At 37.4% G+C, this 25,431-nt stretch carries 22 protein-coding genes and 1 tRNA gene; 8 read left to right on the top strand and 15 right to left on the bottom strand.

All coding sequences use genetic code 11. The annotated features are described in order from the left end of the window. Positions 1-161: 161 nt before the first annotated feature. A complete protein-coding gene (locus ZA05_RS03255) occupies positions 162-605 on the top strand; it encodes a hypothetical protein (RefSeq protein ID WP_157514485.1) in 444 nt (147 codons plus the stop codon). A gap of 146 nt (positions 606-751) precedes the next feature. Then, complete coding sequence (locus ZA05_RS03250; RefSeq protein WP_053990084.1) at positions 752-1,549, top strand: hypothetical protein; 798 nt, start codon at positions 752-754, stop codon at positions 1,547-1,549. 758 nt (positions 1,550-2,307) lie between these two features. Here ZA05_RS03250 and ZA05_RS03245 read toward each other — a convergent pair. Genes ZA05_RS03245 through ZA05_RS03235 form a run of 3 tightly spaced genes read right to left on the bottom strand, consistent with a single transcriptional unit; the run spans position 2,308 to position 4,954 of the window. Beyond that, the gene (locus ZA05_RS03245) at positions 2,308-2,835 is read right to left on the bottom strand and encodes a hypothetical protein (protein WP_053990085.1); all 528 of its coding nucleotides are present in this window, start codon (positions 2,833-2,835) and stop codon (positions 2,308-2,310) included. Positions 2,836-2,866: 31 nt separating this feature from the next. After that, a complete protein-coding gene (locus ZA05_RS03240) occupies positions 2,867-3,586 on the bottom strand; it encodes a hypothetical protein (RefSeq protein WP_157514486.1) in 720 nt (239 codons plus the stop codon). Positions 3,587-3,604: 18 nt separating this feature from the next. Next, the gene (locus ZA05_RS03235) at positions 3,605-4,954 is read right to left on the bottom strand and encodes a site-specific integrase (protein ID WP_053990087.1); all 1,350 of its coding nucleotides are present in this window, start codon (positions 4,952-4,954) and stop codon (positions 3,605-3,607) included. Between the two features lie 523 nt (positions 4,955-5,477). Between ZA05_RS03235 and ZA05_RS03230 the strand changes: the two genes are divergently transcribed. The 5 genes from ZA05_RS03230 (at position 5,478) to ZA05_RS03210 (ending at position 13,194) form a co-directional block, all read left to right on the top strand. After that, the gene (locus ZA05_RS03230) at positions 5,478-5,891 is read left to right on the top strand and encodes a hypothetical protein (RefSeq protein ID WP_053990088.1); all 414 of its coding nucleotides are present in this window, start codon (positions 5,478-5,480) and stop codon (positions 5,889-5,891) included. Continuing rightward, positions 5,888-6,451 carry a hypothetical protein gene (locus ZA05_RS03225; RefSeq protein WP_053990089.1) on the top strand — a complete coding sequence of 188 codons (564 nt, stop codon included), beginning with the start codon at positions 5,888-5,890 and terminating at the stop codon, positions 6,449-6,451. The genes ZA05_RS03230 and ZA05_RS03225 overlap by 4 nt, the downstream gene beginning before the upstream one ends. Positions 6,452-6,690: 239 nt before the next feature. Further along, the gene (locus ZA05_RS03220) at positions 6,691-6,900 is read left to right on the top strand and encodes a helix-turn-helix transcriptional regulator (protein ID WP_053990090.1); all 210 of its coding nucleotides are present in this window, start codon (positions 6,691-6,693) and stop codon (positions 6,898-6,900) included. Next, positions 6,893-10,087 carry a DNA methyltransferase gene (locus ZA05_RS03215; protein ID WP_053990091.1) on the top strand — a complete coding sequence of 1,065 codons (3,195 nt, stop codon included), beginning with the start codon at positions 6,893-6,895 and terminating at the stop codon, positions 10,085-10,087. The genes ZA05_RS03220 and ZA05_RS03215 overlap by 8 nt, the downstream gene beginning before the upstream one ends. A gap of 2 nt (positions 10,088-10,089) precedes the next feature. Next, entirely contained in the window at positions 10,090-13,194 is a 3,105-nt protein-coding gene (locus tag ZA05_RS03210; RefSeq protein WP_053990092.1) for a DEAD/DEAH box helicase family protein, read from the top strand. A 103-nt stretch (positions 13,195-13,297) separates the two neighbouring features. On the opposite strand, the gene ZA05_RS03205 is transcribed toward ZA05_RS03210, so the two are convergent. The 10 genes from ZA05_RS03205 to ZA05_RS03170 form a co-directional block, all read right to left on the bottom strand. Beyond that, a complete protein-coding gene (locus ZA05_RS03205; RefSeq protein WP_053990093.1) occupies positions 13,298-14,026 on the bottom strand; it encodes an SOS response-associated peptidase in 729 nt (242 codons plus the stop codon). A gap of 182 nt (positions 14,027-14,208) precedes the next feature. Further along, positions 14,209-15,078: a DUF6371 domain-containing protein gene (locus ZA05_RS03200; RefSeq protein WP_053990094.1), complete on the bottom strand. Its 870-nt coding sequence runs from the start codon at positions 15,076-15,078 to the stop codon at positions 14,209-14,211. Between the two features lie 90 nt (positions 15,079-15,168). Further along, the gene (locus ZA05_RS18145; RefSeq protein ID WP_157514487.1) at positions 15,169-15,366 is read right to left on the bottom strand and encodes a hypothetical protein; all 198 of its coding nucleotides are present in this window, start codon (positions 15,364-15,366) and stop codon (positions 15,169-15,171) included. Positions 15,367-15,370: 4 nt separating this feature from the next. Next, on the bottom strand, positions 15,371-16,420 hold the full coding sequence (locus ZA05_RS03195) for an AAA family ATPase (RefSeq protein WP_053990095.1): 1,050 nt from the start codon (positions 16,418-16,420) through the stop codon (positions 15,371-15,373). A gap of 484 nt (positions 16,421-16,904) precedes the next feature. Next, positions 16,905-17,906 (bottom strand): hypothetical protein, encoded by a 1,002-nt coding sequence (locus ZA05_RS03190; RefSeq protein WP_053990096.1) that lies wholly within the window; start codon positions 17,904-17,906, stop codon positions 16,905-16,907. Between the two features lie 133 nt (positions 17,907-18,039). Then, a complete protein-coding gene (locus ZA05_RS03185; RefSeq protein ID WP_053990097.1) occupies positions 18,040-19,470 on the bottom strand; it encodes a site-specific integrase in 1,431 nt (476 codons plus the stop codon). A 55-nt stretch (positions 19,471-19,525) separates the two neighbouring features. After that, positions 19,526-19,598: transfer RNA gene (locus ZA05_RS03180), tRNA-Met, on the bottom strand. 106 nt (positions 19,599-19,704) lie between these two features. Next, entirely contained in the window at positions 19,705-20,610 is a 906-nt protein-coding gene (locus tag ZA05_RS03175; protein WP_053990098.1) for a hypothetical protein, read from the bottom strand. A 152-nt stretch (positions 20,611-20,762) separates the two neighbouring features. Beyond that, complete coding sequence (locus tag ZA05_RS17985) at positions 20,763-20,939, bottom strand: CPXCG motif-containing cysteine-rich protein (RefSeq protein WP_082333637.1); 177 nt, start codon at positions 20,937-20,939, stop codon at positions 20,763-20,765. 58 nt (positions 20,940-20,997) lie between these two features. Next, the gene (locus ZA05_RS03170) at positions 20,998-22,905 is read right to left on the bottom strand and encodes an ABC-F family ATP-binding cassette domain-containing protein (RefSeq protein ID WP_053990099.1); all 1,908 of its coding nucleotides are present in this window, start codon (positions 22,903-22,905) and stop codon (positions 20,998-21,000) included. Between the two features lie 83 nt (positions 22,906-22,988). Between ZA05_RS03170 and ZA05_RS03165 the strand changes: the two genes are divergently transcribed. Further along, positions 22,989-23,381 carry a DUF983 domain-containing protein gene (locus ZA05_RS03165; RefSeq protein ID WP_053990100.1) on the top strand — a complete coding sequence of 131 codons (393 nt, stop codon included), beginning with the start codon at positions 22,989-22,991 and terminating at the stop codon, positions 23,379-23,381. On the opposite strand, the gene ZA05_RS03160 is transcribed toward ZA05_RS03165, so the two are convergent. Next, positions 23,362-24,405 (bottom strand): FAD-binding oxidoreductase, encoded by a 1,044-nt coding sequence (locus tag ZA05_RS03160; protein ID WP_053990101.1) that lies wholly within the window; start codon positions 24,403-24,405, stop codon positions 23,362-23,364. The two genes, ZA05_RS03165 and ZA05_RS03160, sit on opposite strands and share 20 nt — an antisense overlap. A gap of 98 nt (positions 24,406-24,503) precedes the next feature. Continuing rightward, on the bottom strand, positions 24,504-25,394 hold the full coding sequence (gldN, locus tag ZA05_RS03155) for a gliding motility protein GldN (RefSeq protein WP_053990102.1): 891 nt from the start codon (positions 25,392-25,394) through the stop codon (positions 24,504-24,506). Positions 25,395-25,431 lie beyond the last annotated feature (37 nt).

The following is a 25,431-nucleotide window of genomic DNA, read 5'->3' as shown; positions in this document are numbered from 1 at the left end:
ACAACACCGTGTATAATTCATTGCTTCCGATTTTCCTCGCGGAAAATCCTCGCAATTTTGCTACCTTAGTTTCTTAACTCGAAAATCCTGCGGATTTTCACGCAACGAAACTATACACAAACCGTTGTGCATAATGTATCCAAATCAAAACGCAAATTGAATTGAATAAAATACCTAGCAAAATAAAATATCTGATTTACGGACTTTGCGGACTGATTTTCATTGTGTTGAATTTTGGACTTGGAGCAAAACTTCAGATTGGACTGACTGAAAACCTACAAAAATTGACCGATTACTTTTTCGGAATCCCAACGAATACTCTCGACTACTTAATTTTTGCTACTATTCCTTTTTTTGGGATGATTTACAATTCGACTAGAAATAAATTTAAAGTAAAAGAATTAATTACGGATATATTCACTGTTCTCTTTTTCGTGATAATAGTTTTTGGAATTGGACTTTTTATAATGGTCTTTTCAGCAAGACATTCAAATCCTTTGATTCCCGATTATTTAAAGGCAGAACCTTTTGATTTATATTCGACCATATTAATTGGAATAGGAATATTAATGCCGTATTTGATTATAAAACTAACAAAAAAGTAAAACACTATGCACAACACCGTGTATAATTCATTGCTTCCGATTTTCCTCTCGGAAAATCCTCGCAACTTTGCTATCTTAGTTTCTTAACCCGAAAATCCTAGCGGATTTTCACGCAACGAAACTATACACAAACCGTTAGCAAACATATGGAAAACATTATTGACGTACTTATTGTAATCCTGATTTTCGCAGCATTAATATTAGCATTCTATTTAGCTTTTACATTTAAAACCAAAAGCGAAAAAGAGTATGAAAAAAGGCTCGAAAAAAGTTTAGCTGACGAATACATTATTGACCCAGAAACTGGTGTCAAACTTACTTTAGAACAAGCTGAATCAGGGCATTGGATTTCGCATGACAATGAATTTCGTGCAATCCCAGAATTCGAACTTGATAATCTTCCGACCGAAGACGAAAAAATGGTTCAAAAAGCTATAAACTATTTGAGAGTAAGCAAAGAATATAGAAAAACTACACTTACAGACAAACAGATTAAAGTTTTTGAAAAATCTAAAACCTTAAACAGTTATGACGATTGGCACTACTCACACCCATTTGAATTCGAAAATGGAATTGTATTTTTACCAGCACCCGAATTACACGGAATGACCTACTATCAAGATGACTATTGTGAATCACATGTAATGTTTTGGATAAAAATTGACAATATTAACGGTCATTACTTTTTTAGGGAAAAATCCTCATCTGAAAAGATTCTTGACCTCTTAAGGAACGACGATGAATTAAAAATTGCAGATTATGAATGCTTTACTTTAAAAAAAAGTAACAACATCATCCTATTGAAAAATATACTCAAGAATTTCGAAAACGAAAAAGAATTAGAAATAGAAATTGATGATGAAAATTTATTCATAAAGACTACAAGGCTTGTGAATTTAAATGATATTCTGAGAATTGAAAAAATAATAAAAAACGTTTGCTAACACCGTGTATAATTCATTGCTTCCGATTTTCCTCTCGGAAAATCCTCGCAACTTTGCTATCTTAGTTTCTTAAACCTGAAAATCCTGCGGATTTTCACGCAACGAAACTATACACAAACCGTTGGCAGTAATTTACCATTATAATGGGAACTATATTGTTTACCAGAGTCAGCACTAATTTATTAGCAGGTGTTTCAAATTAAATATTTGACTTTACTCAGAATATTAAATCAATATGATAAATAGAAAATATAGTGAAAGTAAATTCTATATATCTCCACAAATTTTAATAATTATTAGCGTATTACTAGTTACATTTTCGCCAATAACAATTTATTTTTATGGATTTCCACTTTTAATTCATTCTATTGGTGTGTTTATAATTTGGAAAACAAATAAAAAACTTAAGACTAAAATTTTGTGGACGATTTCACCTATCATTTTATGTTTAATTATTTTTTATTACTTCATGTATTAGATAAAAATACAACTGCCAACACCGTGTATAATTCATTGCTTATGGTTTTCTCCAATAAAGTCTACAGATTTCTATAAAAACACAAAAATTGTCTTACAACCAACAATACTCCAACAATAACTTCAATAACCGTTATTGGAACTACAGACACACAAAAACCCCTTAAAACAGGCTTTTTTCGACCACAAATGTGGTCAAATCAACTGTTCAAAAAACAAAAAAAAATTTGTAAGACAATTGTAAGACAATTGTCTTACAAATTGTATTACAAAATTCATTGTTACTTTTTCAATGGAAAAGGTGTAAAATTTGGAACTTTTACAGGCTTTGATAACAGAAATTTTTCAAGCTTTTCGAAATCGAATTTTTGCTTATTTCCAGAGCCTTTTATAAAATCATAGGACACAGAAAAAATACTATCCCTATCAATGGACAGAAGACTCTTCAATACCTTGTCAAATTCTTTCGAAAGGGCCATTGGCACATGGTCCCCAACCTGTTTTAAGGTCTTTATATGGTCATCAAGGTAATCCGTTTCCTTATTGTATTTCTGTGCTACACGCTTACTGTACATCCATATTACCAACTGCATAAATTCCTTGGACCTTAAAAACTTCTGGTTCTCCAGTTCCTTAATCCTTTCCCTTTCTGCTTGGCACACCCTATCCTCCACAACTGAAGTCAATAAATCCCTCAGATATTCGGACAGTCTGACCCCCTTCATTTCTGCACGTTGATTGATTTCATTTTTAAGAACTCTGGGTATCCTAAAGGTTACGGATTGATCGTCTGTATCGGATTTCGCCATATCACTGATAATTTTATTGTTGTTTATTTTATTACTGCTCTAGTGTTGCTTTTCCTGTCGGGACTCCAAAGATATAATCCAAAAGATAGTCGTCCGCCTCCGCCTCTATCTTTGCCTTTAGCACCTTTATCCGTTCACTTCTGTCCTGCTTGGGGACAACGGTCTCCTGCATCGTGGCCATCCCTTTGTTCAGGTTCTCCATGCCCATCAGTTCCATAATCGCGGGTAGCTCCATTTTTTCGTTTGCCACAGGGGCACTGGATGGGTTTTGCTGTTCAAGGGCCCGAAGTCCAAATCGCCTGTCAACATCCAAACGGTGTTTTTCCAACTGGTCATATTGCATCCCGAATGAACCGAGAACCTCCTCAGAAACATTGGCAACCACGCTCTTTACATTGGCCTGGAGCCATTCGGCGGCAAAGGTATATCCCTTTAGCTGCTCCCGATACTTTTCAAGAATGAATTCAAACGTGGCTGTATCGAATTTCTCCTTCCACTGTAAAAGTTTCAGGATGTTCCCATCAAGAAGCACGCTTTTCTGAAGCACATGGTAAAGGGATGGACTGTTATCCTCCAAAAAATAGTTCTTGCCGTTGCCCTCGATAAGGAGAACCTTCCCCCCATATTGGTCAAAATCGATGGTATCGTTTTTCTTTTTAGCCTCTTCTATCATGATACTTGGAATGAACACTACCGAGGCCTTCATGATGTTTATTCCAAGTTCATAGTTGATCTCTTCAATGGATGTCATATCGCTTTCCTTATTTCTTTATAGCATTGCCGAATAGTCCTCTGGAAGCTCCGCATCGATATCCCTAAGGTATTTCTCCAAAGCTGTCATGGAACTGTGGCCTGTTATCTGCATCAGCTTGCTCTTGGCTGCATGCGGTGAGGAATCTGCCACCAAGGCCCTGTAAAGCTTGGTAATGAAGGTATGCCTGAAGCTATAGAGGCCATGGTCCTCTCCCAGTCCAAAGGATTCCTTGACCACTTTCTTGAAGCGCTTGGTAAAGTAGTTGCGCTTGTTCTCCAGGCTCGTCTCCCATTCGCCTCCTATTCCCTCTGGAGTGAACAGGTAATGACCTTTATCTTTATTCGATAGGTCGGGAAGGTCACGTAGCAAAAGGTCGGGAATGATCTTGGTCTTCATAGGGCTGTTCTTTGCCTCAAAACTAAGGGTCCTGTGCTTTAGGTCGATATCCCCAACCTTTAGCCTGCACACTTCCAATGGTCTCAGGAAATTGTAGGATATGAACTTGATGAACAAGAGCAGTGTTGGGTCTTCCTTTTCCAAGAATTCGAAGATTTCCTCCTGTTGTCCCTTGGAATACGACTTGTTGCGCTTTGGTGTGGATTTGAGAACCTTGATCTTGCCCACAAAGTTAGAGGGGACAATATCGTTGTCCTCCAAGGTCTGGAACAGGCTGCTCAGGCTTGCCCTGTAGTTGTTCCTGTTTCTTGGCGTAGAAGTCTCCAAAAGGCTCGTCAGAAACGTTAGCACCAGTTTCCTGTCCACCTGTTCGATGAATTCCACTTCTGGATGCTCTTTTTGGAACCATTCATAGAATACCTTGATATGGCTCTTGTATGACCTGAGGCTGCTTTCCCTGAGCTGTGCCGATTTCAGTGAAAAGTCAAAGTCGAGGGCTTCCTTAAAGCCCATGCCCTTTTCCTTGGAGTCTTCCTCTATTTCTACTTCTTTTTCTTCGGGGACAACCTCGGTATGTTCAATGGGCTTTTCTTTTGCCACAACTTCATGCTCTGCTTTCTCTTTTACTTCTCCCTGTTCTGTACCATTATATCTGTCGAGATTGTTCTCATACGGACTGTAGCCCTCTTTGAGAAGTTTTAACAAACGTTGTCTATAGACACTGAGTACCGTCATGCGTTCCTCTTTTGTCTTGTAGCTGTTGGCGACTCCGTAAATGTTCTTTTTGTAACGCTCAAGCTTTCCCGTTTCTGGATTGCGATAGGAAAAATAGACATACCATCTTTTCGATAGGTCGCCCTTGGCGGTGTGGATTTTTGGGGTGGAAAATAATTTTTTGGTAGGCAAATCGTGTTCTAAAACGTGTTCATTTTCGTGTTCAAATGTAACCAATTCATTCAAATTTGACATAAAAAAAGCAGTTTAGAGTGAACTAAACTGCTTATCTGGATGATTTCCAATTAGTAGCGGGAACTGGACTCGAACCAGTGACCTTCGGGTTATGAGTTTGAAAATTGCCCCGAATTTTAACGCTATTGATGCTATTTTTTGCTAAACCGTGTACGCAATCGTGTACTCTGGTTTATATCTTTTCTTATTCAAATATACAGATAAAAATTCAAAAAAAATCGTTCACAACAACTAACTGTTTGTATATACACATATATACTCCCGTAAAATAAATCAATACCACGCCAAATAACCGAAGAGGAAATAATTATGATAATACTTACAAAACCAACTTATATTTTATATTTTAGCTGTTCCAACCCAACCAACAATGTACTACGCAACGTAAAGCACAGTTTTTTTCTCACAATAGGTATGCAAAAACAGTTAACTTTGACTAAATAAAGAACAATACCTTTACAGTGGAGGAAAATATAAACACTATGTGTTTTTTAGTCCTTTGTAGGGCAAAAAAAAGGATAATATGGACAGTAATTATTATAAAATTTACGAGAATCTTTATGCAGACTACCTATACGATTGGGACAGGCAGAGAAGAGTTTCTTTTTACACAGACTATGACTTTATAAAAACCATAAGGAGATCAATCGATCGGGCGGACACAGAAAATAATCTTCGTCCAGACGCAAAGTACTTTTTAATGGTCAACTTCCATCACTTAATAGTACGACCGTTAATGGAAAGCCGACTAGAGATATATTTTCCAAACCATAAAGAATTCCTAGACTTAGAATACAGTATCCAAACCGACATCGGAACAATCATTTCAGAAAGTATAAAGGACAATAAGGAGGACGTAAGTGGTCATCAAATTATGAAGACTATTGACAACCTTTGGAGGGAACTAAGAACAACTAGACTCGAAATTTGGGGATGAGTGACCAGAAGGACGCAGTAAATATTGGAGTTACACTAAGCACTCAAATCATTGCCGCTTCATTAACAATGATTGCGGTTGTTGGAGCCTTTGCTACTTTCGCTATAGATAAGAGGGAAATAGGAATAGTATATTACCTCCTTACTGGTGGAGCCTTTTTGTCTTTCGTAATAAGCATCATTCTCGGTGGAAAAGGAATTGACAAGGCAAGAGAAAAAGGATTTATAGGTTCCTGGACAATTGCTGACACCAAAAAATTATTTGATTGGCAAGCGAAAACAGCCTTACTTGGTATAATTTTGTTTTCAATAAGCGTGTTTAATGGACAAGAGAAAACGGTAGACTTAAAAATGCAAATTGACAGCCAGGAAAACAGTATCAACCTCCTTAAGAAGAACATCCGATTAATAATAATTCAAGACTCTCTTAAGGCTATACAATTTGAACAATTAAATGAAAAGTTGATAAAAACGACTAGTGAGTTAGAAAAACTAAAACTCCTGTGCCCCACAAAACCTATTGAGAAGCAAGCTCCGCAGAGCAATAAATCGAAACAATAAAACTTAACCTACTTAGCACAAGCTGACAGGAAATTACTTCTAAAACCCTTCTGCCCATAATCAAACCGTTGCCCCCATTGAAATAAAAAGCCAAGCACATTTTGCACCTGCTTTACTCATTCCAAAAATAGCTTACCCTTTACTCCCACTAACTTATAATTACACAAACACTTTTTATATTGAAAAACGAGATAGTAGAAATTAAATAACTATTTTGGCTAACATAAATTTATACGGACATGAACCGAATAAAGGAAGTACTTGAAGAAAAGGGAATTAAGCAAAAATGGTTAGCCGAACAACTCGGGAAGAGTTACAACATGGTGAACGGATATGTTCAAAACCGACAACAACCTAGACTTGAAGTGCTATATGAGATTGCAAGAATTCTTGACGTTGAAGTCAAAGATTTACTAATAGAAATTAAGAAAGACGAGCAGAATGGCTAAAGACAATACATCGCTAGAACAACTAAAATTCTTCCTCAATCAACTATTTCAGTTTGATTCTCAGGACTTGGATTTTGGTGTTTATAAAATTCTCTATTACAAAAAGAAAGAGATTGCCACCTTCATTGACCAACTATTGGTAGACAAAGTAAAGGCAGAATTGCAGACTTTATCAGCCGATGAAACAATACAGGTTCAAGACCAAATTACTGAGATGGAGAAATCTACTTCACTCAAAAAATGGTTAGAAGCTGTTGAGAAGAAAGATGAAACCAGGTTAGCCATTTATGAAGAAGATTACAAGGATGAAATAACCCAATACAAAGAGCTAAAATCAAAAGCCACTGAATCCTCCGTTTCGGTTGAAACTGAGAATCAGATTTACAACCACCTGACCTTGTTTTTCTCTCGCTACTACGATAAAGGAGACTTTATCAGCAAGCGAAGGTTTGGTAAGAATGAAAAGTATGTTGTGCCGTACAATGGTGAAGAAACACATTTTCATTGGGCTAATCAGGATCAATACTACATCAAATCATCCGAGACCTTCAACCACTATGCCTTTAAGGTGCAGACTGCAGATAGCAACCTTGTAGTAAACTTCAAATTGCACAATGCACAACTTGAACAAGGAAATGTAAAAGCTGAAGAAACCAACTTCTTTATGCTTTCTGATAAGTCACCTGAAATCAAAGAAAAAGATGACAGCGACTTGCAATTTGTGTTAGCCAACAAGCAGCCTGATGTCAATGAGAAAGAAATAACCATCTATTTTGAGTACAGGCCATTAGGTGATGATGAAAAGAAGAAAGTAAAAGGCAATAGCAAGCAAGACACTTTAGATGAAATTGCATTTGATTTCTTGAAAAAAGAATTTGGCACCAATCCAATATTTGCCAACCTATGGCAAAAACAAGAAGGTAAGCCCCTACTCTTAAAGAAGCTCCAGCACTACACACGAAAGAACAAGCACGATTTCTTTATTCATAAAAACCTGAAAGGTTTCTTAGAGCGTGAATTGGATTATTACATCAAGAGTGAATTGGTGAATGTAGACGACCTTTATGTAACCGACACAGATTCACATTTTGACCGACTAAAGCATAATTTGAAAACCATTAAGGTATTCAAATCTATTGCTGATACCATCATTGAATTTGTTAGCCAGATAGAAGACTTCCAAAAAAAGCTCTGGGAGAAAAAGAAGTTTGTGCTGAGTACTGAATGGGTGATTACCATTGACCGCTTGGTGAAGTATGTAGGCGAAGAAGCAGCCAAACCCATTTTGGAACAAGTGATTAAAAATGAAAAGCAGATAGCTGAGTGGAAAGACCTGTTTGGAGATAAGAAAGCTCCTAAAGAGATTGAAGAACTTAAAACAGACTTGCATACTTGGAGAAAGCTGCCTATTGATACTGCAAACTTCCCAAATGGATTTAAAATTGATCTGGTAAATTTTCTTTCAGAGACAATAAACTTATCAGATTCATTAGACGGACAGGTTTACAGTTCGGATAATTATCATGGCCTTAACTTATTGAAAGATGCGTACACCGGTAAGATTAACAATGTTTACATAGACCCTCCATATAACACGAGTGCTTCTGAGATAATTTATAAAAATAGTTTCAAGCACTCTTCTTGGTCTTCATTAATTGAGAACAGAATTGAAGTTGGAAAACCACTTCTCCATGTTAATGGAAATTTATGCGTAACAATCGATGATGTAGAAATGCCTGCACTTTCGATGATAATGTCGAAGGTACATGGGCCAAAGAATATTGCAGGTGTTATAGCTATTCGCGCTAATCCTTCTGGAAGGCCTAATGAAGCTGGATTAGCAATTGCCCATGAATATGCAATTTTCGCTAAATCAAGCTCCGATTCAAAAATAAAGAAGCTCCCAAGAACTGATGCGCAGTTAGAGCGATACAAAGAAAAAGATGATACGAGCATTTTTGAATGGAGAAATTTTAGAAGGGAAGGCTCAAACTCTGATAGAGCAGATGGAAAGCGACAATGGTACCCAGTGTATGCAGATTTAGCGGAAGGGACAATTCGAGTGCCTAAGATGGAGTGGTCTGATGAAACAGAATTGTGGTCGATTAAAGAGAAACCGACAAAATCAGAAACTGAGATTTGGCCAATTACTGATGACGGTGTTGAAAAAAATTGGAGATGGAGTGAAGAGAATGTTCGAAAAGACTACTCTCAGTTTCATACAAAAAGAAATAAGAAAGATATTCCTCAAGTGTACTACAAATTCAGGCCTAACACAGATGGAATAACACCATTGACATTTTGGCAAGATGCGAAATACTCTGCTACTGAGCACGGTACAAAAACATTAAAATCCTTGTTTAATCAAGCTAAATTTTCATATCCAAAATCAATTTGGGCTGTGAAGGATTGTTTGTACATAATGGGGAATGAGCGTAATTCAATAAATCTAGATTACTTCCCTGGTTCGGGTACTACATTTCATGCTGTTCAACTTTTGAATAAAGATGATGAAGGTGAAAGAAAGTGCATATTGATTGAACAAGGACAATACTTCCATACCATTTTAATACCCCGTATTAAGAAAGTAGCCTACACCTTCGATTGGAAGGTTGGGAAACCAAAAGAAGGCAGCATGAATGGACTTGGGGTATTCTTCAAGTACCAACGCCTAGAACAGTATGAAGAAGCCTTAGAAAACATTGCCTTTAATGCTTCAGAAGATGCCGTGCAAAAGGCATTTGAATTCGACAAGTACATCCCTAAATACTTTTTGGAGTTTGAAACCAAAGGCAGCCAATCCTTAGTGAATACTGCCGCCATGCAAAACCCTTGGGATTACAAACTCAAGGTATGGGATGGCTTTACTTATGATACAGAGCAAGCCGTTGATTTGGTAGAAACCTTTAACTACCTAATAGGGCTACACATGCAGAAATGCATCACCAAAGAACTCAATGGTAAGAAATACCAGTTCATTTACGGTCATAACAATGCCAACAAAAACATCTTAATAGTATGGCGCTCAGTGAAAGGTTGGAGCTTAGAAGATTTCAAAGAAGATGCAGTCACATTACAGACAGAACTCAAAACCTTTGAATATGACCTACTCTATATCAATGACCAGGCACATATGGAAGGCTATCAACCCATTGAAGAAGTATTCAAAAACAAAATGCTCTCATAACCATGCAACTAGAAAAACAACTTGTCCTTTTCAGGTACATCTTGCATCAGTTGGGTTATGAAGCCTTTGAAGACTTGCGAGATGAGTTTAACAACAAAGAGTCAGGCACCAGCTCAACGGGTTACACCTATTTTGCCAGTGCTTTAATGTCTAACTCAGACAAACTGATTGAAGATCGAGCTATACATCAATACGATGAAGCCATACAGAGTTATGAGAAAAAACTCCGTGAAAACCGAGCTGAACCATTTCTCACATTCAAATACTATCAATGGTTTGCCTTACTATTTACCGAATACTTTTTTGACCAATACAGCAACAATGCAAATCAACTTATTGCCAAGCTGAATGACTATGCTAAAGGAAGTAAAGACTTTAAGCAAATAGAAGCCTATACAGAAAAAGACTTGAAGAAACTTGCTTATTGGATGGCAACTGGTAGTGGCAAAACCCTCTTGATGCATTGCAACTATTGGCAAATCACAAAGTACTTCAAAGAATGGGAAAACATCATTCTCATAACCCCAAATGAAGGTTTAAGCAGGCAACATTATGAAAGTTGTGTTGAAAGTGGCATTGATGCAAAACTTTACTCTGGAAGTGAAGAAAGCCTAAAAACCAAAGAAGGAGAAATACTCATTTTGGAGATTACCAAATTGGTTAAAGATAAGGAAGGGGAAGGTGTAAGTGTTGATGTCGATTACTTCTCAGAGTCAAAAAACTTAGTATTCATTGATGAAGGACACAAAGGACAAAAGTCAGAAGAAAGAGCATGGAAGAATCTAAGAGAGCATTTGACTCGTGGCGAAGGGTCATTCACCTTCGAGTATTCAGCAACCTTTGGTCAGATCATCACAAATAGCACAAAAGACTTATTACAGGAATACGGAAAGTCCATCATTTTTGACTACTCCTATCGTCATTTTTATACAGATGGTTATGGGAAAGACTTTAGTGTATTCAATCTTGACACCAAAAACGAATACAGCATAGAACAAAATAAGCTACTTCTTACCGCAAGCTTATTGGGTTATTATGAGCAGCTTGAACTATTTGAGAAATACAAAAAAGAACTGCGCCAATACAACATCGAGAAGCCCCTTTGGGTATTTGTTGGAAGCCGAGTAATTAGCTCAAATTCAAGTAGCTTAACCAAAGGAGATAAGGAAAGTGTTTCTGATGTTTCTAGGATTATAAAGTTCTTTAAGTATGCACTTTCATCACCTGCTTCTTTACAAGTAGATATTGACAAAATACTCAATGACAGCACAGGGCTAAGAGATGCAGATGGGGATGATATTTTTAAAGGTCATTTCGAGCATCTTAGAACATCCAAACCAATTGCAGAGACCATTCTGAGTAAGGTTTTCAATGGCATTGGCAACATTGAAGCCTTCCAGGTAAAACAGGCTGAAGGTGAAATTGCGTTAAAGACAAAAACCAGTGATCAATACTTTGCAGTAATCAATATTGGTGATGTCCCTAAGTATGCCAAAACGCTAGAAGCAGATACGGAAGGAGAACTGACCATTCAAGATGACAATTTTTCCAACTCATTATTTCAAGCCATTTCAGAGACCAATTCTACTATAAATATCCTAATTGGTTCCAAGAAGTTCATAGAAGGTTGGAACTCATGGAGAGTTTCAAGTATGGGGCTGATGAACATGGGCAAAAGTGAAGGTGCTCAAATTATTCAGCTCTTTGGTCGTGGCGTTCGTCTTAAAGGCAAGAACCTTTCCTTGAAAAGAGAAGAATCCGATTCGCCTTACCATATACGAGCATTACAAACCCTTTCCATAATGGGCTTGAACGCATCTTACATGAATCGTTTCTTAACGGAAATAGAAAAAGAAGTACCTGATTACACCAATATCCCAATAGAAATCAAACTCAATCATAAAGAGCTGTGGGATGGGCAAATAATGACCTTCAAAAAACAAGAAGGGAAATCCTTTAAGGATGAATTGATTGAATTGAAATATAGCCCAGATGTGGCAAAAAGGGTCACTATTGACATGCGTAATAAAATCAGCATTGCAGCAGGTGGTTTCAATAGCCAGGTGGCAGAAGATGTAGTAGATTATCAAGAAAATTTCATCAAAGAGTTTCGAGACTTCATCGACTACAACTCACTTTCATTGGAAGCAAACAGATACAAGCTACTAAAAGGGTATCGCAACTTAATTGTAAACCAACCTGTACTATCCCAGCTAATTGAAAGTGGCGGCTTCAATCTACTAAGCCATAAAGGCCAATTTAGTATCATGGAAGCAATTTCAGGCAAAATACAAGGAGTAGCTGTGAGCTTAGTAAAGGATTACATCAATAAGTTCTATGCTGATAAAGAAAAGGCATTCCTTTCCGAACACCTTACCTATGATATGCTCTCACACAAAGAACATGAAGCAATGTTCCCAGCTTCGCATACTATGATTGTGAAGGTGCCCAAGAAACACGATACATTCATCAAGGAATTAGAAGAAAAAATCAACGTGATGTATGAGAAGGATGATACAACGCTTCCATCTATTCACTTCGATAAGCACCTTTATTCCCCCATTGCATCAATTGCCGATGGTAAGAAGTTCAAAGAGATTAAAACTGTTCCTGTACGGTTAAATGATGGTGAAAGAGACTTTATAGACCATTTGCGCCAGTTCGCTAAGGAATCAGATAAATTTAAGGATAAGCAGCTATTTGTACTTCGTAACCTATCGGTTAAAGGAATTGGTTTCTTCATGGATAGCTCTTCATTTTACCCTGACTTTATCCTTTGGGTAGTTGATGGCAAAAAGCAACACATCTACTTCCTTGATCCGAAGGGAATATTACTAGGAGAAACACACTTCAATAATCCCAAAGTAATATGGTGCAATAAGGATGCATCCACTTTGGAAGCTAAAATTCAAGCAGACTTAAAAAATGACAAAAAGGACGTTGAAGTTCACATTTCAGCATTCATTCTATCAGTAACACCGTTTGAAAAAGTCCAAAAGGTATGGAGCGATGGTAATGTTACTAAAGATCTATTTGCTGAGAACAAGGTGCTTTTTATTGAAAAGAACAAGGAGTACTTAACTGAAATATTTAAAAACGTAGATTGATGTGTTTGAATAATGCCAACGCTAAGTTCAAGCACATTGCAATCCTCGCTCCTTTAATTGAAAAGAGCTTCCACTCCAATTTGGAAACAATAGTACTTTAACATTATAATATCCCGTCATATTCAACCTTTTCAAGTATAGATGGGGTATTACTATCCACTTTGGGACTAAACAGGTCTTTACTTACCGAATAGGCGTAAAGAAGCTCCTCTGGGAAGGTATAGTTGATGATCTCCTTTATGTCTGACTGAGTAAGATCCATGGACAGCCAGTTATGAGCATAGTCGGCATCGAGTATCAAAGGCTGCCGCTTTTTCTTGTTATGTATCTTTGCAAATAAAGGGGAGGCTTCCCTAGTAAGGATTGTAAAGGTGATATAAGTACCAATAAGAGTATACAGACCTGCCAAGGCCAAAGGCTTACTTTCTTTATCTTTAAAATGAAATGGGTATTTTTTACCTTTATGGTCGTGTGGTTCAAAAAAGCCAGACACTGGTATGATGCACCTTTTATCCATAATGGACTCCCTATACAAAAAGTGTTGGAAAACTTTTTCGCTACGAGCATTTAACCCCGATCCATACTTCACAGACTCTTTGTAATAGGGTTTGATTTCTTCTACAGTTCTATCACTTGGAACGATCCCCCAAACCCCAGGAGCCAAGACGGCCGAGTTTTCTTGTGGGATGACCAACATGTTGGGATGGGAAAAGCCGTTGTGGTGATAATGAGGTTGCTTAAAATATGGACGAATGTTTTCGTCGGCCAGTTTCACCTTAAAATCCTTTTCCAAATATTCTGGCTCATGCCAAGTACTTGTATGAAAACACATGGACTAAATTTACTAAAAATAACCGTTGCAAACCACTTCCCAACCGTTGCAACGATCGTTGCCGAACCGTTGCCGAACCGTTGCTGAACCGTTGCTGAACCGTTGCTGAACCGTTGCAGTGGTTACATTTGTACCCAAAAACACAAGAAAAAGAACCCAACATCTAAAAACACAACAAAACTTTATGCCGCTTCCTTTTGTGCAAAAAAATCCACCAAATCTGCTCCCTCTTCCAAACCTCTATGCTCCAAAAAAGGATTCACCCTGATTGACAGGCCTCGTTTCGTCATTACCTCTACCTTTTTACTCCAGTTTTCGAACTCTGTCTTATCTGGAAAGGCAATGACATGGTACCCTTTCAAAGGCTTTAATAACTCATGCTTAAAATTGGACTTAGATCCAGTTGCCAACCATAAGAATTGAGGATACCTTATACTCATTATGATTGCGGTCTTTTCAGACTCTACAATACAGACGGTACTTCCTTCTGGATGTAAACCTAAATTATGGATCCCAAACAAGCATTGCTGGAGCACAAACCTATCTAATTTCAAAACCTTGTGCATCCAGTTAATATGAGGGTAAGGATCTTTTACACGCTTACCCGTTATAGGATCGTAAAGCATTACCTTCCCTGCACATATTTGCAACTTTTCATTTATTTGCCAGAATACCGTAGCTCCTGCCCAATGGTTGGAGTTCCCTATGCGAAATTTTTCAATAGCGGCTATGATAGTTTCCCTATCATAGAACTTTTGTAAGTACCTTATGAAGTGGTTCCCATTAAAGTCGTTACCGCCTATATGTAAACTATCTTCATTATGGAAAGAAGCCTCTGGCCGAATAAAAGTGCCAGCATGAGGCGAAATAATTCGCTGGTTCCCATCTGGCTTGTTATGGTATCCACATTTACTTTCTCTGTCACAACGTCCAAAATTGGCTTCTAAATAATTGTTTTCAATAGCGTCCATATACCTTACAAAGGTCTTTTTCTGACAGTTGGGACATGGAAACTTTTTACTTGATCGGTCTAAATAATATCTATAGTTCATAATTCTAAACTGGTTTAATCGTAATGCTCGTAACGTTCGTAATATTCGTAAGGGTTACGAATGTTACGAACGTTACGATTTTTTTTCTCATTAAATTTTAAGTGCATTAAATAGGTAGGCCAAAGCATCCTCCTCGGTATAGTCGATTGTTTTTCGCTTTTTCATCTTCTTTATCTTAGGAGACACTTCTTCTGGCCGCAACTCATCCTTGAGCATATTGAATAGCCGCATTCGCTCCTCTTTAGGGAGCAATTGACTTATTTCATATACAGTGGATGCGTTTGCCAAAGTTTTATAGGCCTAATCTTTTGTTTGTATTTCTAATTGTTCCTTCACTCACACCCAGCTGTTCCGCAATTTTGGTGTTCGCAAGTCCTTCGCTTTTAAGCTTTTTTATAACTTCATCCCTCTCAGACATATCACTTGCGCTTAACTGCTTCAAATGGTCTGTTTCAGATCCAAATTCCCTTAGTTCGAGCTTCAAAAAGTTATGCGGGTTAACGATCTCACACACGGCAACGTTTTCTCCATGATAGATCTGTTCTGTATTCCGCTGCTTTATTTGTTTGATATACCTATAAGATGGGAGCATGGTACTTTCTCCAAGGGCGAAGGCACTATCACAAAAGTTCATAAGCATTTTACTTCCTGCAAGATCATTCTTGGTGATAGGGTTGAACCCGGTTCGTTTGGGAGTATGCGCCAATACCAAAATTGACGCCCCATACTTCCTATTTAAAGCTTTTAAATGCTTCATCAAGGCCAAAGCATCCTTAGCTCTCTCATTGTCACTCTTTAGATAAGTGATGTTATCTATGATGAGAACTTCTGCTCCGTGGTTTTGGATCATGGTTTCGAACGAATGGCACAAGTAATCTTCAAAGGTTACAAATTCCTTAGGGATCTCTGTTTCTGGGTTTATCTCGGCTCGAAGAAAATTGTCGTGAAACTTATAATGATCGGTATAGTCTTTAGAGTAACGCTTTTCAAACTGTTTATCGGAAAGCTCGAAATCAAAATAGGCTACTTTTTTAGTGGAAGTCTCTATTTGAAACCCATCTATGGCAATGCCCCTACTTATACTGTCAGCAATTTGCATTCCCAATATAGATTTACCAACATTGGTGTCGGCAAACAAAACGCTGACTTCCCTTTCATACCAAAATTCACTAAACAGCATGTTTGGAATGGGACGCTGTTTAGCGTCCTCTATCCATTCATTTCCCGACTTTACGATAAAACAACCATGTTGCGATGATTTATCCCTTAGGGCTTTCTCTTCCCTTTCGATCTCATGCAAAAGATCAAAATGCTTATCCAATGTAACATTAGGATCTTTCATAATTCTTAAGTTTTTTAGGATTAAGCATATTTTGATCGATCAAGCCTCTGATGTATTCAGAAACAGTTTGTTTTTTGGCATGCCTCATTTGTTCTATACCGTCCATTTGTGTGCTAGTTACTCGCACATTAATCATAAATTTTTTCATAGTTGATTAAAGTTTAATTTGGGTTAATAAATAAGAATGCCGCCTATAGACCATACGGATCCATAGGCGGCATATATAAATTTGTAGTCTAAAGAAAAGTAGGGCTGCTTTACCGCTACTTTGCTTCACTTGAATTTCTTTTGTAAGGATAAAGGTGCTGAGCACCGAAAGCCTCCTTACTCGATCTGCTTTCCTTTTAATAGTAATACTGTTCATAATTTACAGGTATTGGTTAACACTTGCAAATTATGAGCATCCCCAGAAGAGGGCTAAAAAACTGTATTACATTCTATATCAAAAAACAGAAAAGTTATATCAAAAAAGGGCATTTCTATATCAAAAAGCCGATTTACCCTCCATTGAGGCTTCGTATTTCTCGATTTCGGTGGTTAAAAGTTGAACCCTTTCATAATATTTTCTGTTCAAATGTTCCTTAGGTTTTAGAACCCGAATAAGCTCCACTCCAAACTCCTTTTTAACGAAATTAAGGTAGCTCTTTGGCTTACTCTCTTCGAGATATCCTTTTCCTGCCATAGCAAGAAAAAAGGCCTGAATGTACATCTCTGGATACTCCCTAAATGAAGTTATCTTATTGTAGACAAAACGGAAAAACTCAAAGTCATTAAACAGATCCATATAGCCTTCTTCATATTTCCGCTTTAATTCCGCTGCCTTGGAAAAGTAATTATCTTCTTCGAATTTGAACTGCCTATTAAGATTAAGTAATATTTTTAAATGTGTCTCGAAGTTGACTACAGTTCGAATATTTAAATTTTGAAGAATTAACTCCTCTGTGAAATACTCTAGATCACCACATAGAAATGGGACAACCATATCTTTAGTCGCCAACGCCCTCTTTAAGGCATTTCTGTGATAATAAAGGTACTCAAACTTGGCTTGTGTATACGACACAACATCCCCCTCACTATTCACCGTCTGGACGACCTTATCAAACCCTTCTGGTTTTAATACAGACATAATATCAAGAAATAGTCCACTTGCATATTTCCTGAGCTCTAGTGCATCTTTTCCAAACACGGCTTTGTCCCATTCACGTAAAAAATCATTATAGTCCTCTGAAATAAAAATCTTCCATCTTGTTACAATAAACTCATAGAACTCATCCCGCAATTCTTTTACGGGTGTTAGCTGGCGCTTTAAGGGGACAACTTGATTTTGAAAAATTTCATCAGATACTACTATCCTTGCCGAGTTTTCCCATTGAAAGTATCCCTCCCCAACTAAAAGCTCATCAAAATCTTCGAGCTCCTCAATTAACTCTAATGCCTTTTTACTACCAGATTCATCCTTTAGGTTGATGTTATTAAAATATGCCATACAATATTGATTTAGGTCGGGCGAAATTATAATTTATCCACTTCTAACCCACCTAAAACAACTATTGTTTATTCACATTACCCCTAAATCCTTTCAGGTCAAAAAAAGAGACACATAATTAGTAAGGATTAAATTATACCTTAATTAGGTTAGAGTAGTCCTTTGGTAGTTCTGCGTCGATATCCCTTAAATACTTCTCTAGTGCTTCCATAGTTGAATGGCCTGTAATAAGCATTAATTGGGATTTGGTCTCATAAGTACTAAAGTTCTTTTTAAGTTCCCTGTAAAGCATAGTAATAAAAGTATGCCTAAAACTATAAAGTCCATAGTTCCCATCTAAGCCAAAATGATCCTTGACCTTTTTAAATCTTTTTGTAAAATAATCTCGCTTATTGACTTCCGTAGTGTCCCATTCCCCTCCAATTCTGTCAGGAGTAAATAGGAAGGAATTTCTATCCATCTTCGTTAGGTCGGGAAGGTCTTTCAGAAGTTTGGCTGGGATAATTTTTGTCTTAACAGGCTTATTCTTCGCCTTTACATACAACTTTTTGTCCTCCACGTCCAGATCCTTTACTTTCAACCTACAAACTTCTATGGGACGAAGGAAGTTATAGGAAACAAACTTAATGAACAAGGATAGAATAGGATCCTCCTTTTCAAGGTAGGCATAAATCTCTTTGTTCTCTTGTGGCTTATAGGTCTTATTTCGGATAGGCTTAGCGCTAAGGACATTGATCTTCTTAACAAAATTGCCAGCTATTACTTCATTGTCCTCTAGAACCTGAAACAAAGAGCTTAGATCAACACGGGCATTATTTCTGTTCCTTGGACTTGTACGTTGAAGGACATCATTAAGGTAATTTATTACGATCTTTTTAGTCACTAGGTTAATGGAAGACTCTTCTGTGATCCCATTTTCCTGTAACCAGCTCTTTAACCTGTTGATACGACTCTTGAACTTAGGGTAGGAAGTTGCGTTGAGAACCTTTTGCTTAGTTTCCAAACCAAGCTTGAAGGCCTCCCCTAGCGTCATCACATTTTCTGCCTCCTCCTGTATACCTTCAACTTTATGATTGGCTTTACTAGCAGCTACCTCGGTAACTTTATTGGAAATCTCTGGAGCAATCTTATGGTCATTATTGCGACTATCAGTTTTAGCCTCTACTCGTGCCATCTCAACGACTTTCGGTTCTTTGCTAAGAAGCCTGTCCTTTACCTTGGAATTGTCCTCTGCATAGGGATTATATCCTGCCTCCAGAACCTTCTCCAAAGTCGCTTTTATTTGTGTTAGGATTTTTAACCTATTCCTTTTTGTCTTCTGAAAATTTGCATCTCCTTTCAAATTTGTTTGTCGGGTCAACTTTCCCGTCTCGGGATCTCGGTAAGAATAATAGACGTACCAGTCCTTTTTAAGAGCATCTTTCTGCTCTTTTTTGGATAGTTTACTCCATTCGGAAACCTTGACGCCTCCTGTGAAGATTTTGGGTTCATTGTAGTTCAATTTCATACTAAAATCGTGTACTGCATCGTGTACTTCAAACAAAAACCGCATAGCTGACTGCATAAAAAAAACGGATTGTGAATACACAATCCGTTCAGTTTAACAGCTTTAAGCTTTGTAGCGGGAACTGGACTCGAACCAGTGACCTTCGGGTTATGAGCCCGACGAGCTACCTACTGCTCTATCCCGCGATATCGTGCTGCAAATATAAGACGTTTTTTGAGAATACAAAGCATATTTTAAAAATAACTCCCAACAATTTCTTGCCGGGAGCTACACAATTATTATGGGCTTATTTTAATCTTCTGGGTCCAAGGTTACTATCACTCCTCTACCCTCAGTATTGTGCACATCAAAATTTTTCATTTTTGGAAAGTTTTTTTCCAAAGCCGCCAAATCTCCCTTGAAAGCGTTGTTTCCTAAGAGCAAAACTTTCAGGTTTACCAAGCTAGCAAGTTCATTTGGCAAATCACCATAAAAAGCATTATTGGCCAATACCAATTCTTCCAAACCTGTTAACTTACCAATTGACTTTGGGACAATCCCTAACATTTGATTATCAAAGACACTCAATACTCTTAGTGATGCCATCCCTGAAATTTCCTTCGGAAGGTTTCCGGTAATTTTATTACTGCTAATTAAAAGCTCTTTTAGTTTGGTAAGTTTACCTATGGATTTTGGAATCGTTCCTTCTATGTGGTTATTATATAATTCCAAATATTCTAAATTGGCCAAGTTTCCTATCTGACGAGGGATCTCACCTTCAATTCTATTCATAAACAACTGCAACGACACCAAGGATTTTAAATTTACAATGGAACTTGGCAGTGTTCCGTTCAATTGATTAAAAGCTATGTTCATTACTTTTAGTTCCGTTAGGTTCCCTATGGATGAAGGAATCTTTCCGGTGATAGCGTTTCTAAAAAAACTAATTTTTCTTAAGTGAATCAAGTCTCCAAACATCTCTGGAAGTGTCCCCGAAAGGTTATTGGAATCTAAATTTAACTCAACCACCTTATCGTCCTCAATGATCACACCACACCAAGTATATACTGGTGCATTGAGATTCCATTTTTTAAACCAATGCTCTCCTTGGGTGGAAGCATTTAATGCCACAAGAGCTGCTTTTTCTTTGGCCGAAATTGCGCCAAATGACAATACACTAATTAAACAGAACAGAAATGATAGTTTGAGCGTTTTCATAATGATAAGTTTGAAGCAAGAAAAAAGTTACATTAACGAATATAATCTTAATTCGTTGAAATGCAAATTTTTTTCGACGAAATACATAGTCAACTAAAAAGAAATACTGATAAAGACATTGAAAATCAACATATTTTATAAACTCTTACTTATTAAAGCTCACTTACTTGAAAGTAAAATATGTCAAAATTTTGAATCTTGATTTCCAACAACATGGGATTACAACAGACTTCGCAATCTTCAATATAATTTTGATTGTGAATAGACTTGTCCACTACAACAGATATTTGCTGCCAACAATATGGACATTGAAAGAAGTATGTTTCCATTCTGTAAGTTACAGATTTAGAAACGATTTTAAACAACTAAATTTTAAGTGAATGTCTTTTAGTTAAAACTATCCAACTCCTCGTGGATTGTTTCCCAATCCAACATGAGAGTATCCAATTTGTCCTTTTTGGCTTGATAATTCTCAAAGAAACTAGGGTCTGCCACTAAGGCATCATAATTTATAGCAAGTTCGGCATCAATAGCCTTGATTTCCTTTTCCAGTTGACTAATTTTAGCTTCGGTATTGCTCAACTTGTTGGCCAAAGCTTTCATCTTCTTTTGGTCTTGGTATGATTGCTTATTGGTTTCCTTTGGTTGCTCTTTGATAACATCGCGTTTTTCAACTTCCCTAAGGTTCTCCACGTTGCGTTGCTCTAAATAGAAATCGATATCTCCCAGATACTCCTTGATTCTTTGATCTTTGAATTCGTACACCTTATTTGTAAGCCCTTGAAGAAAATCACGGTCGTGAGACACTAAAATCAAAGTTCCCTCAAACTTCTTTAATGCTTCTTTTAAAACATTTTTGGATTTAATGTCCAAATGGTTAGTGGGCTCATCCATAACCAACACATTCAAGGGTTGCAGTAACAATTTTGCCAGCGCCAAACGGTTTCGTTCCCCTCCGGAAAGCACTCTCACATATTTATCAACCTCCTCACCACGGAACAAGAACGATCCCAAAATGTCTCTTACCTTACTTCTATTGGACTCATTAGCAGCATCAATCATGGTATCCAAAACTGTTTTGTTGCCGTCCAGATATTCTGCTTGGTTCTGAGCAAAATACCCTATTTGCACGTTATGCCCCAACTTTAAATGCCCTTCGTGCTTTATTTCCCCAACAATAATTTTAGCCAAGGTAGATTTACCCTGACCATTCTGCCCAACAAAAGCCGTTTTGGAATCTCTTTCAATACTTAAGTCGATGCCATTTAAAACCTGTAAGTCACCATAATTCTTGGATATATTTTCAGCTTCAACTACCACTTTACCTGGGGTAATGGACACCGGAAAATTTAAGGTCATCACGCTATTGTCATCTTCATCTACCTCTATTCGCTCCATTCGGTCCAATTTCTTGATCAGAGACTGTGCCATGGAAGCTTTGGAAGCCTTGGCCCTAAATTTTTCAATCAGTTTTTCGGTTTGCTGAATCTGTTTCTCCTGATTTTTTTGTGAGGCTAACTGCTGTTCCTTGATTTCCTTTCTAAGCACTAAAAACTTTGAATAAGGCTTATTGTAATCGTAGATTCGTCCCAAGGAGATTTCAATAGTACGATTGGTTACATTATCCAAGAACATTTTGTCGTGGGATACAATCACTACGGCACCGGAATAGCCCTTTAAAAATCCTTCCAACCAAATAATGGATTCAATATCCAAGTGGTTGGTAGGCTCATCCAGAAGTAAAATATCATTGTTTTGAAGTAACAACTTGGCCAATTCAATACGCATACGCCATCCTCCGGAAAAGGTATCCGTAAGTTTATTAAAGTCCTCCCTTTTAAAACCTAAACCTTGAAGAATTTTTTCGGTTTCACCTTGATAATTGTAACCTCCCAAGATTTCATATTGATGCTGAATTTCATTTAGATCGACCATCAATTGGTGATAGCTTTCACTTTCATAATCGGTACGCTCTGCCATTTCTAGGTTGATCTTCTCTAATTTCCGTTCCAAGGCCTTAATCTCCCGAAACGCTTCATAGGCTTCTTCCAAAACTGTCCTTCCTTGGATGAAATCTATGTCCTGTCTTAAAAATCCAATGCTTAAATTTTTATCGGAAGCTATTTGCCCCAAATCAGGCTCCATATCCCCAGACAAAATCTTGAGCATGGTAGATTTACCAGCCCCGTTTTTACCAATCAAACCAACCCTATCCCCAGGATTGAGTTTAAAGGTGATTTCTTCAAATAAATATTCGCCCTGAAACGAAATAGAGAGGTTATGGATATTGAGCATTTAGTGACTTTTGTTACAATTAATCATTCTATAAAACGTAACTTTACAATTCGATAGAAAACGCAAAAATACACTATAAATCCATGATAAAAAAAGGGACTAAGCTGTATAGCATATTTACGGGATCTTGTCCAAAGTGTCAAGAAGAATCCATGTACGTCAACAAAAATCCGTACATCATCACCGATACCCTAAAAATACATGATAAGTGTTCACACTGCGGTACAAAATACAGATTGGAGCCTTCATTTTTTTATGGATCCATGTATGTGAGCTATGCCGTAGGTATAGCCTTTGCCGTGGCCGCCTTTGTGATAAGCTATCTCATTCTTGGAACGACCTTAAAAACCGCCTTTATCGCGATTGTAGGGACGATGATAGCCTTTTATCCCATTATCATGCGCTTGTCCAGAAATATTTGGATCAATATTTTTATGCATTACGATAAAGAATGGGCTAAGAAGAAAACCGCTTAATGTCTATCTCTGGATTTAGAGCTTTGTTGTTTTCAATGGATCCATAGAGCTGCTCAGCTACATAAGGTGCAATCATAACGCCGCGCGTCCCCAAACCATTTAAAACATACATGTTTGAGTGTTCTGGATGTGCACCAACCAAAGGACGTCTATCCTTTACCGTTGGCCGTATTCCTGCTTCTTGATCTATTACTGTGAATTCGCAATTAATTAATTCCTTTACTTTCGCTACCAATTCCTCTCGTCCCGCTTGACTGGGTTGATTGGTTTTATCCTTCCAATCGTAAGTTGCTCCAACCGTATAAACATCATTTCCTTCTGGCAATAAAAACACAGATCCCTTCAAAATAACATCCAAGTTAAGATTGGGCGCCTTAATGGTTATGGTCTCCCCTTTAGTGCCATTTAATGGTAAATAGTTGAAATAAGGATTGGACTTTATACCAAAGCCTTCACAGAATACAATGTTTTTAGCTGTATGCTCATGATATTGAAACGAATTTGAGTTGATTTCCAAGGTGCCATAATTAAAAGCTTCGGAAATAAGTTGGTTCATCGTCAACAAATACGCTATATAGCCATCAATGAGCTTGTTGGTATCAACTCGTCCTGTATGCAATACCTTACCAAAACCAAAAGGCGCTTTGATTTCGTCATTATGATTTTTAACCAAAGTAGTCGATAAAAAAGCCTCCAATGCAGGTTTATCTGAAGCAGAAAACCAAAGGTTTTGTTCTTCAATTGAAGAAAACCGCCTGTGAATTGGAATTGAAAAATCTATTTGCGTGCCCAAGAGTCCTTCCAAGTCCTTATATTTAGGTAATGCCAAATCCAATTGCTCCCTAGCCATCCAAACTTCGGAAAACCGCTTTAAAATAACAGGATTATAGACCCCTGCCGCTACTTTTGATGACTGTTGCGACTCATTGTTGAACACCAAAAAGGTTTTATTATGTTGACGCAATTGTTCGCAAAATGCAATACCCGCCAATCCACAACCTACTACAAAATAATCTACATTCATAACTACAAAATTAATATCCTGAAAATAATTACAAACTATAAAAAAGAAAAAGCCCACTTCAAAAGTGGGCTTTTTCTTTTATTTGATCGTGATTTACCTTAGTAAGACCACATATCTTGTTCGAAATTACGAATCTTCTCTTTGATTCGGTCAGACTCCAAAAGTTGCATTAATGCGTTGTCAGCAATATACTCCTTCACCTCTCTGTCTCCATAAACGTTCTCTTCTTTATACATAAAGCCATTGAAACGTCTAGAATTCAACAAGTGATCGAAAGAGATTGGCACAGCACTGTTTTTGTTGTTAAACGATTTTGCTTCGTGCAAAACAGTTCTAGCTTCTGGGAAGAATACCCAAAACAATTCAACTAAATCAGGAATTTCTGCGTCAATAAAGTTAACATCTGGACAAACCGGAGCGATACCTAAAAGTCTGTAACGCAATTCACCTTGTCTTTTGTCAAAATACCACAATCCTTTGATACGGTATTCCTTGATATCATAAGAAGAGATTTCTCTTTTTCTAATGTATTGAGGATCTACGATACCTTCTGCATTGTATTGCTCAAAACCTAGATCTGTAGTATCTACCAATTTCAAGGCTCCTTCCAAATCTTTCAACGTACGCTTTTCAGTGAAATAAGAGTCAGCATAAACATTTTCAATATTACCATTTGCTACATTCTTCATGATTACATCAAACAAAGAACGTCTGTTACTACCAATGTTGTTAGTATCTACAGGGTAGTAAAGCGGGAAGTTGGCACGCTCATCTAAAACGATTCTTTCCCAGGTCATTTTTGAAAACAAAATATCTCTGTCATCTACATAACCATACTCTAAAGGTCTGTCATGATCCAATGCCAGTTGAGCTTCTGTTTTAACTCCTATTTGGTCTGGTGTTTTAGCGTTAAGGATATTTGCCTGAGCAAATGCCCCAGTTGTTGCAACAACTCCTAAAACGGTTAATAAAATATTCTTAATCTTCATCTTAAATCATTTAATGTTTGGGACTTCTGAGTCTCTA

Origin of the sequence: Mangrovimonas sp. TPBH4, assembly GCF_001280505.1 — a bacterium.
Lineage (GTDB): Bacteria > Bacteroidota > Bacteroidia > Flavobacteriales > Flavobacteriaceae > Mangrovimonas_A.
Note: the sequence above shows the minus strand (reverse complement) of the source record. Positions and strands in the feature narration are given on the sequence as shown.

Coding starts and splice junctions, on each gene's coding strand:
- ZA05_RS03250 (WP_053990084.1), top strand. CDS start 752: ATGGAAAACATTATTGACGTACTTATTGTAATCCTGATTTTCGCAGCA.
- ZA05_RS03245 (WP_053990085.1), bottom strand. CDS start 2,835: ATGGCGAAATCCGATACAGACGATCAATCCGTAACCTTTAGGATACCC.
- ZA05_RS03240 (WP_157514486.1), bottom strand. CDS start 3,586: ATGACATCCATTGAAGAGATCAACTATGAACTTGGAATAAACATCATG.
- ZA05_RS03235 (WP_053990087.1), bottom strand. CDS start 4,954: ATGTCAAATTTGAATGAATTGGTTACATTTGAACACGAAAATGAACAC.
- ZA05_RS03230 (WP_053990088.1), top strand. CDS start 5,478: ATGGACAGTAATTATTATAAAATTTACGAGAATCTTTATGCAGACTAC.
- ZA05_RS03225 (WP_053990089.1), top strand. CDS start 5,888: ATGAGTGACCAGAAGGACGCAGTAAATATTGGAGTTACACTAAGCACT.
- ZA05_RS03220 (WP_053990090.1), top strand. CDS start 6,691: ATGAACCGAATAAAGGAAGTACTTGAAGAAAAGGGAATTAAGCAAAAA.
- ZA05_RS03215 (WP_053990091.1), top strand. CDS start 6,893: ATGGCTAAAGACAATACATCGCTAGAACAACTAAAATTCTTCCTCAAT.
- ZA05_RS03210 (WP_053990092.1), top strand. CDS start 10,090: ATGCAACTAGAAAAACAACTTGTCCTTTTCAGGTACATCTTGCATCAG.
- ZA05_RS03205 (WP_053990093.1), bottom strand. CDS start 14,026: ATGTGTTTTCATACAAGTACTTGGCATGAGCCAGAATATTTGGAAAAG.
- ZA05_RS03200 (WP_053990094.1), bottom strand. CDS start 15,078: ATGAACTATAGATATTATTTAGACCGATCAAGTAAAAAGTTTCCATGT.
- ZA05_RS03195 (WP_053990095.1), bottom strand. CDS start 16,420: ATGAAAGATCCTAATGTTACATTGGATAAGCATTTTGATCTTTTGCAT.
- ZA05_RS03190 (WP_053990096.1), bottom strand. CDS start 17,906: ATGGCATATTTTAATAACATCAACCTAAAGGATGAATCTGGTAGTAAA.
- ZA05_RS03185 (WP_053990097.1), bottom strand. CDS start 19,470: ATGCAGTCAGCTATGCGGTTTTTGTTTGAAGTACACGATGCAGTACAC.
- ZA05_RS03175 (WP_053990098.1), bottom strand. CDS start 20,610: ATGAAAACGCTCAAACTATCATTTCTGTTCTGTTTAATTAGTGTATTG.
- ZA05_RS17985 (WP_082333637.1), bottom strand. CDS start 20,939: ATGGAAACATACTTCTTTCAATGTCCATATTGTTGGCAGCAAATATCT.
- ZA05_RS03170 (WP_053990099.1), bottom strand. CDS start 22,905: ATGCTCAATATCCATAACCTCTCTATTTCGTTTCAGGGCGAATATTTA.
- ZA05_RS03165 (WP_053990100.1), top strand. CDS start 22,989: ATGATAAAAAAAGGGACTAAGCTGTATAGCATATTTACGGGATCTTGT.
- ZA05_RS03160 (WP_053990101.1), bottom strand. CDS start 24,405: ATGAATGTAGATTATTTTGTAGTAGGTTGTGGATTGGCGGGTATTGCA.
- gldN (WP_053990102.1), bottom strand. CDS start 25,394: ATGAAGATTAAGAATATTTTATTAACCGTTTTAGGAGTTGTTGCAACA.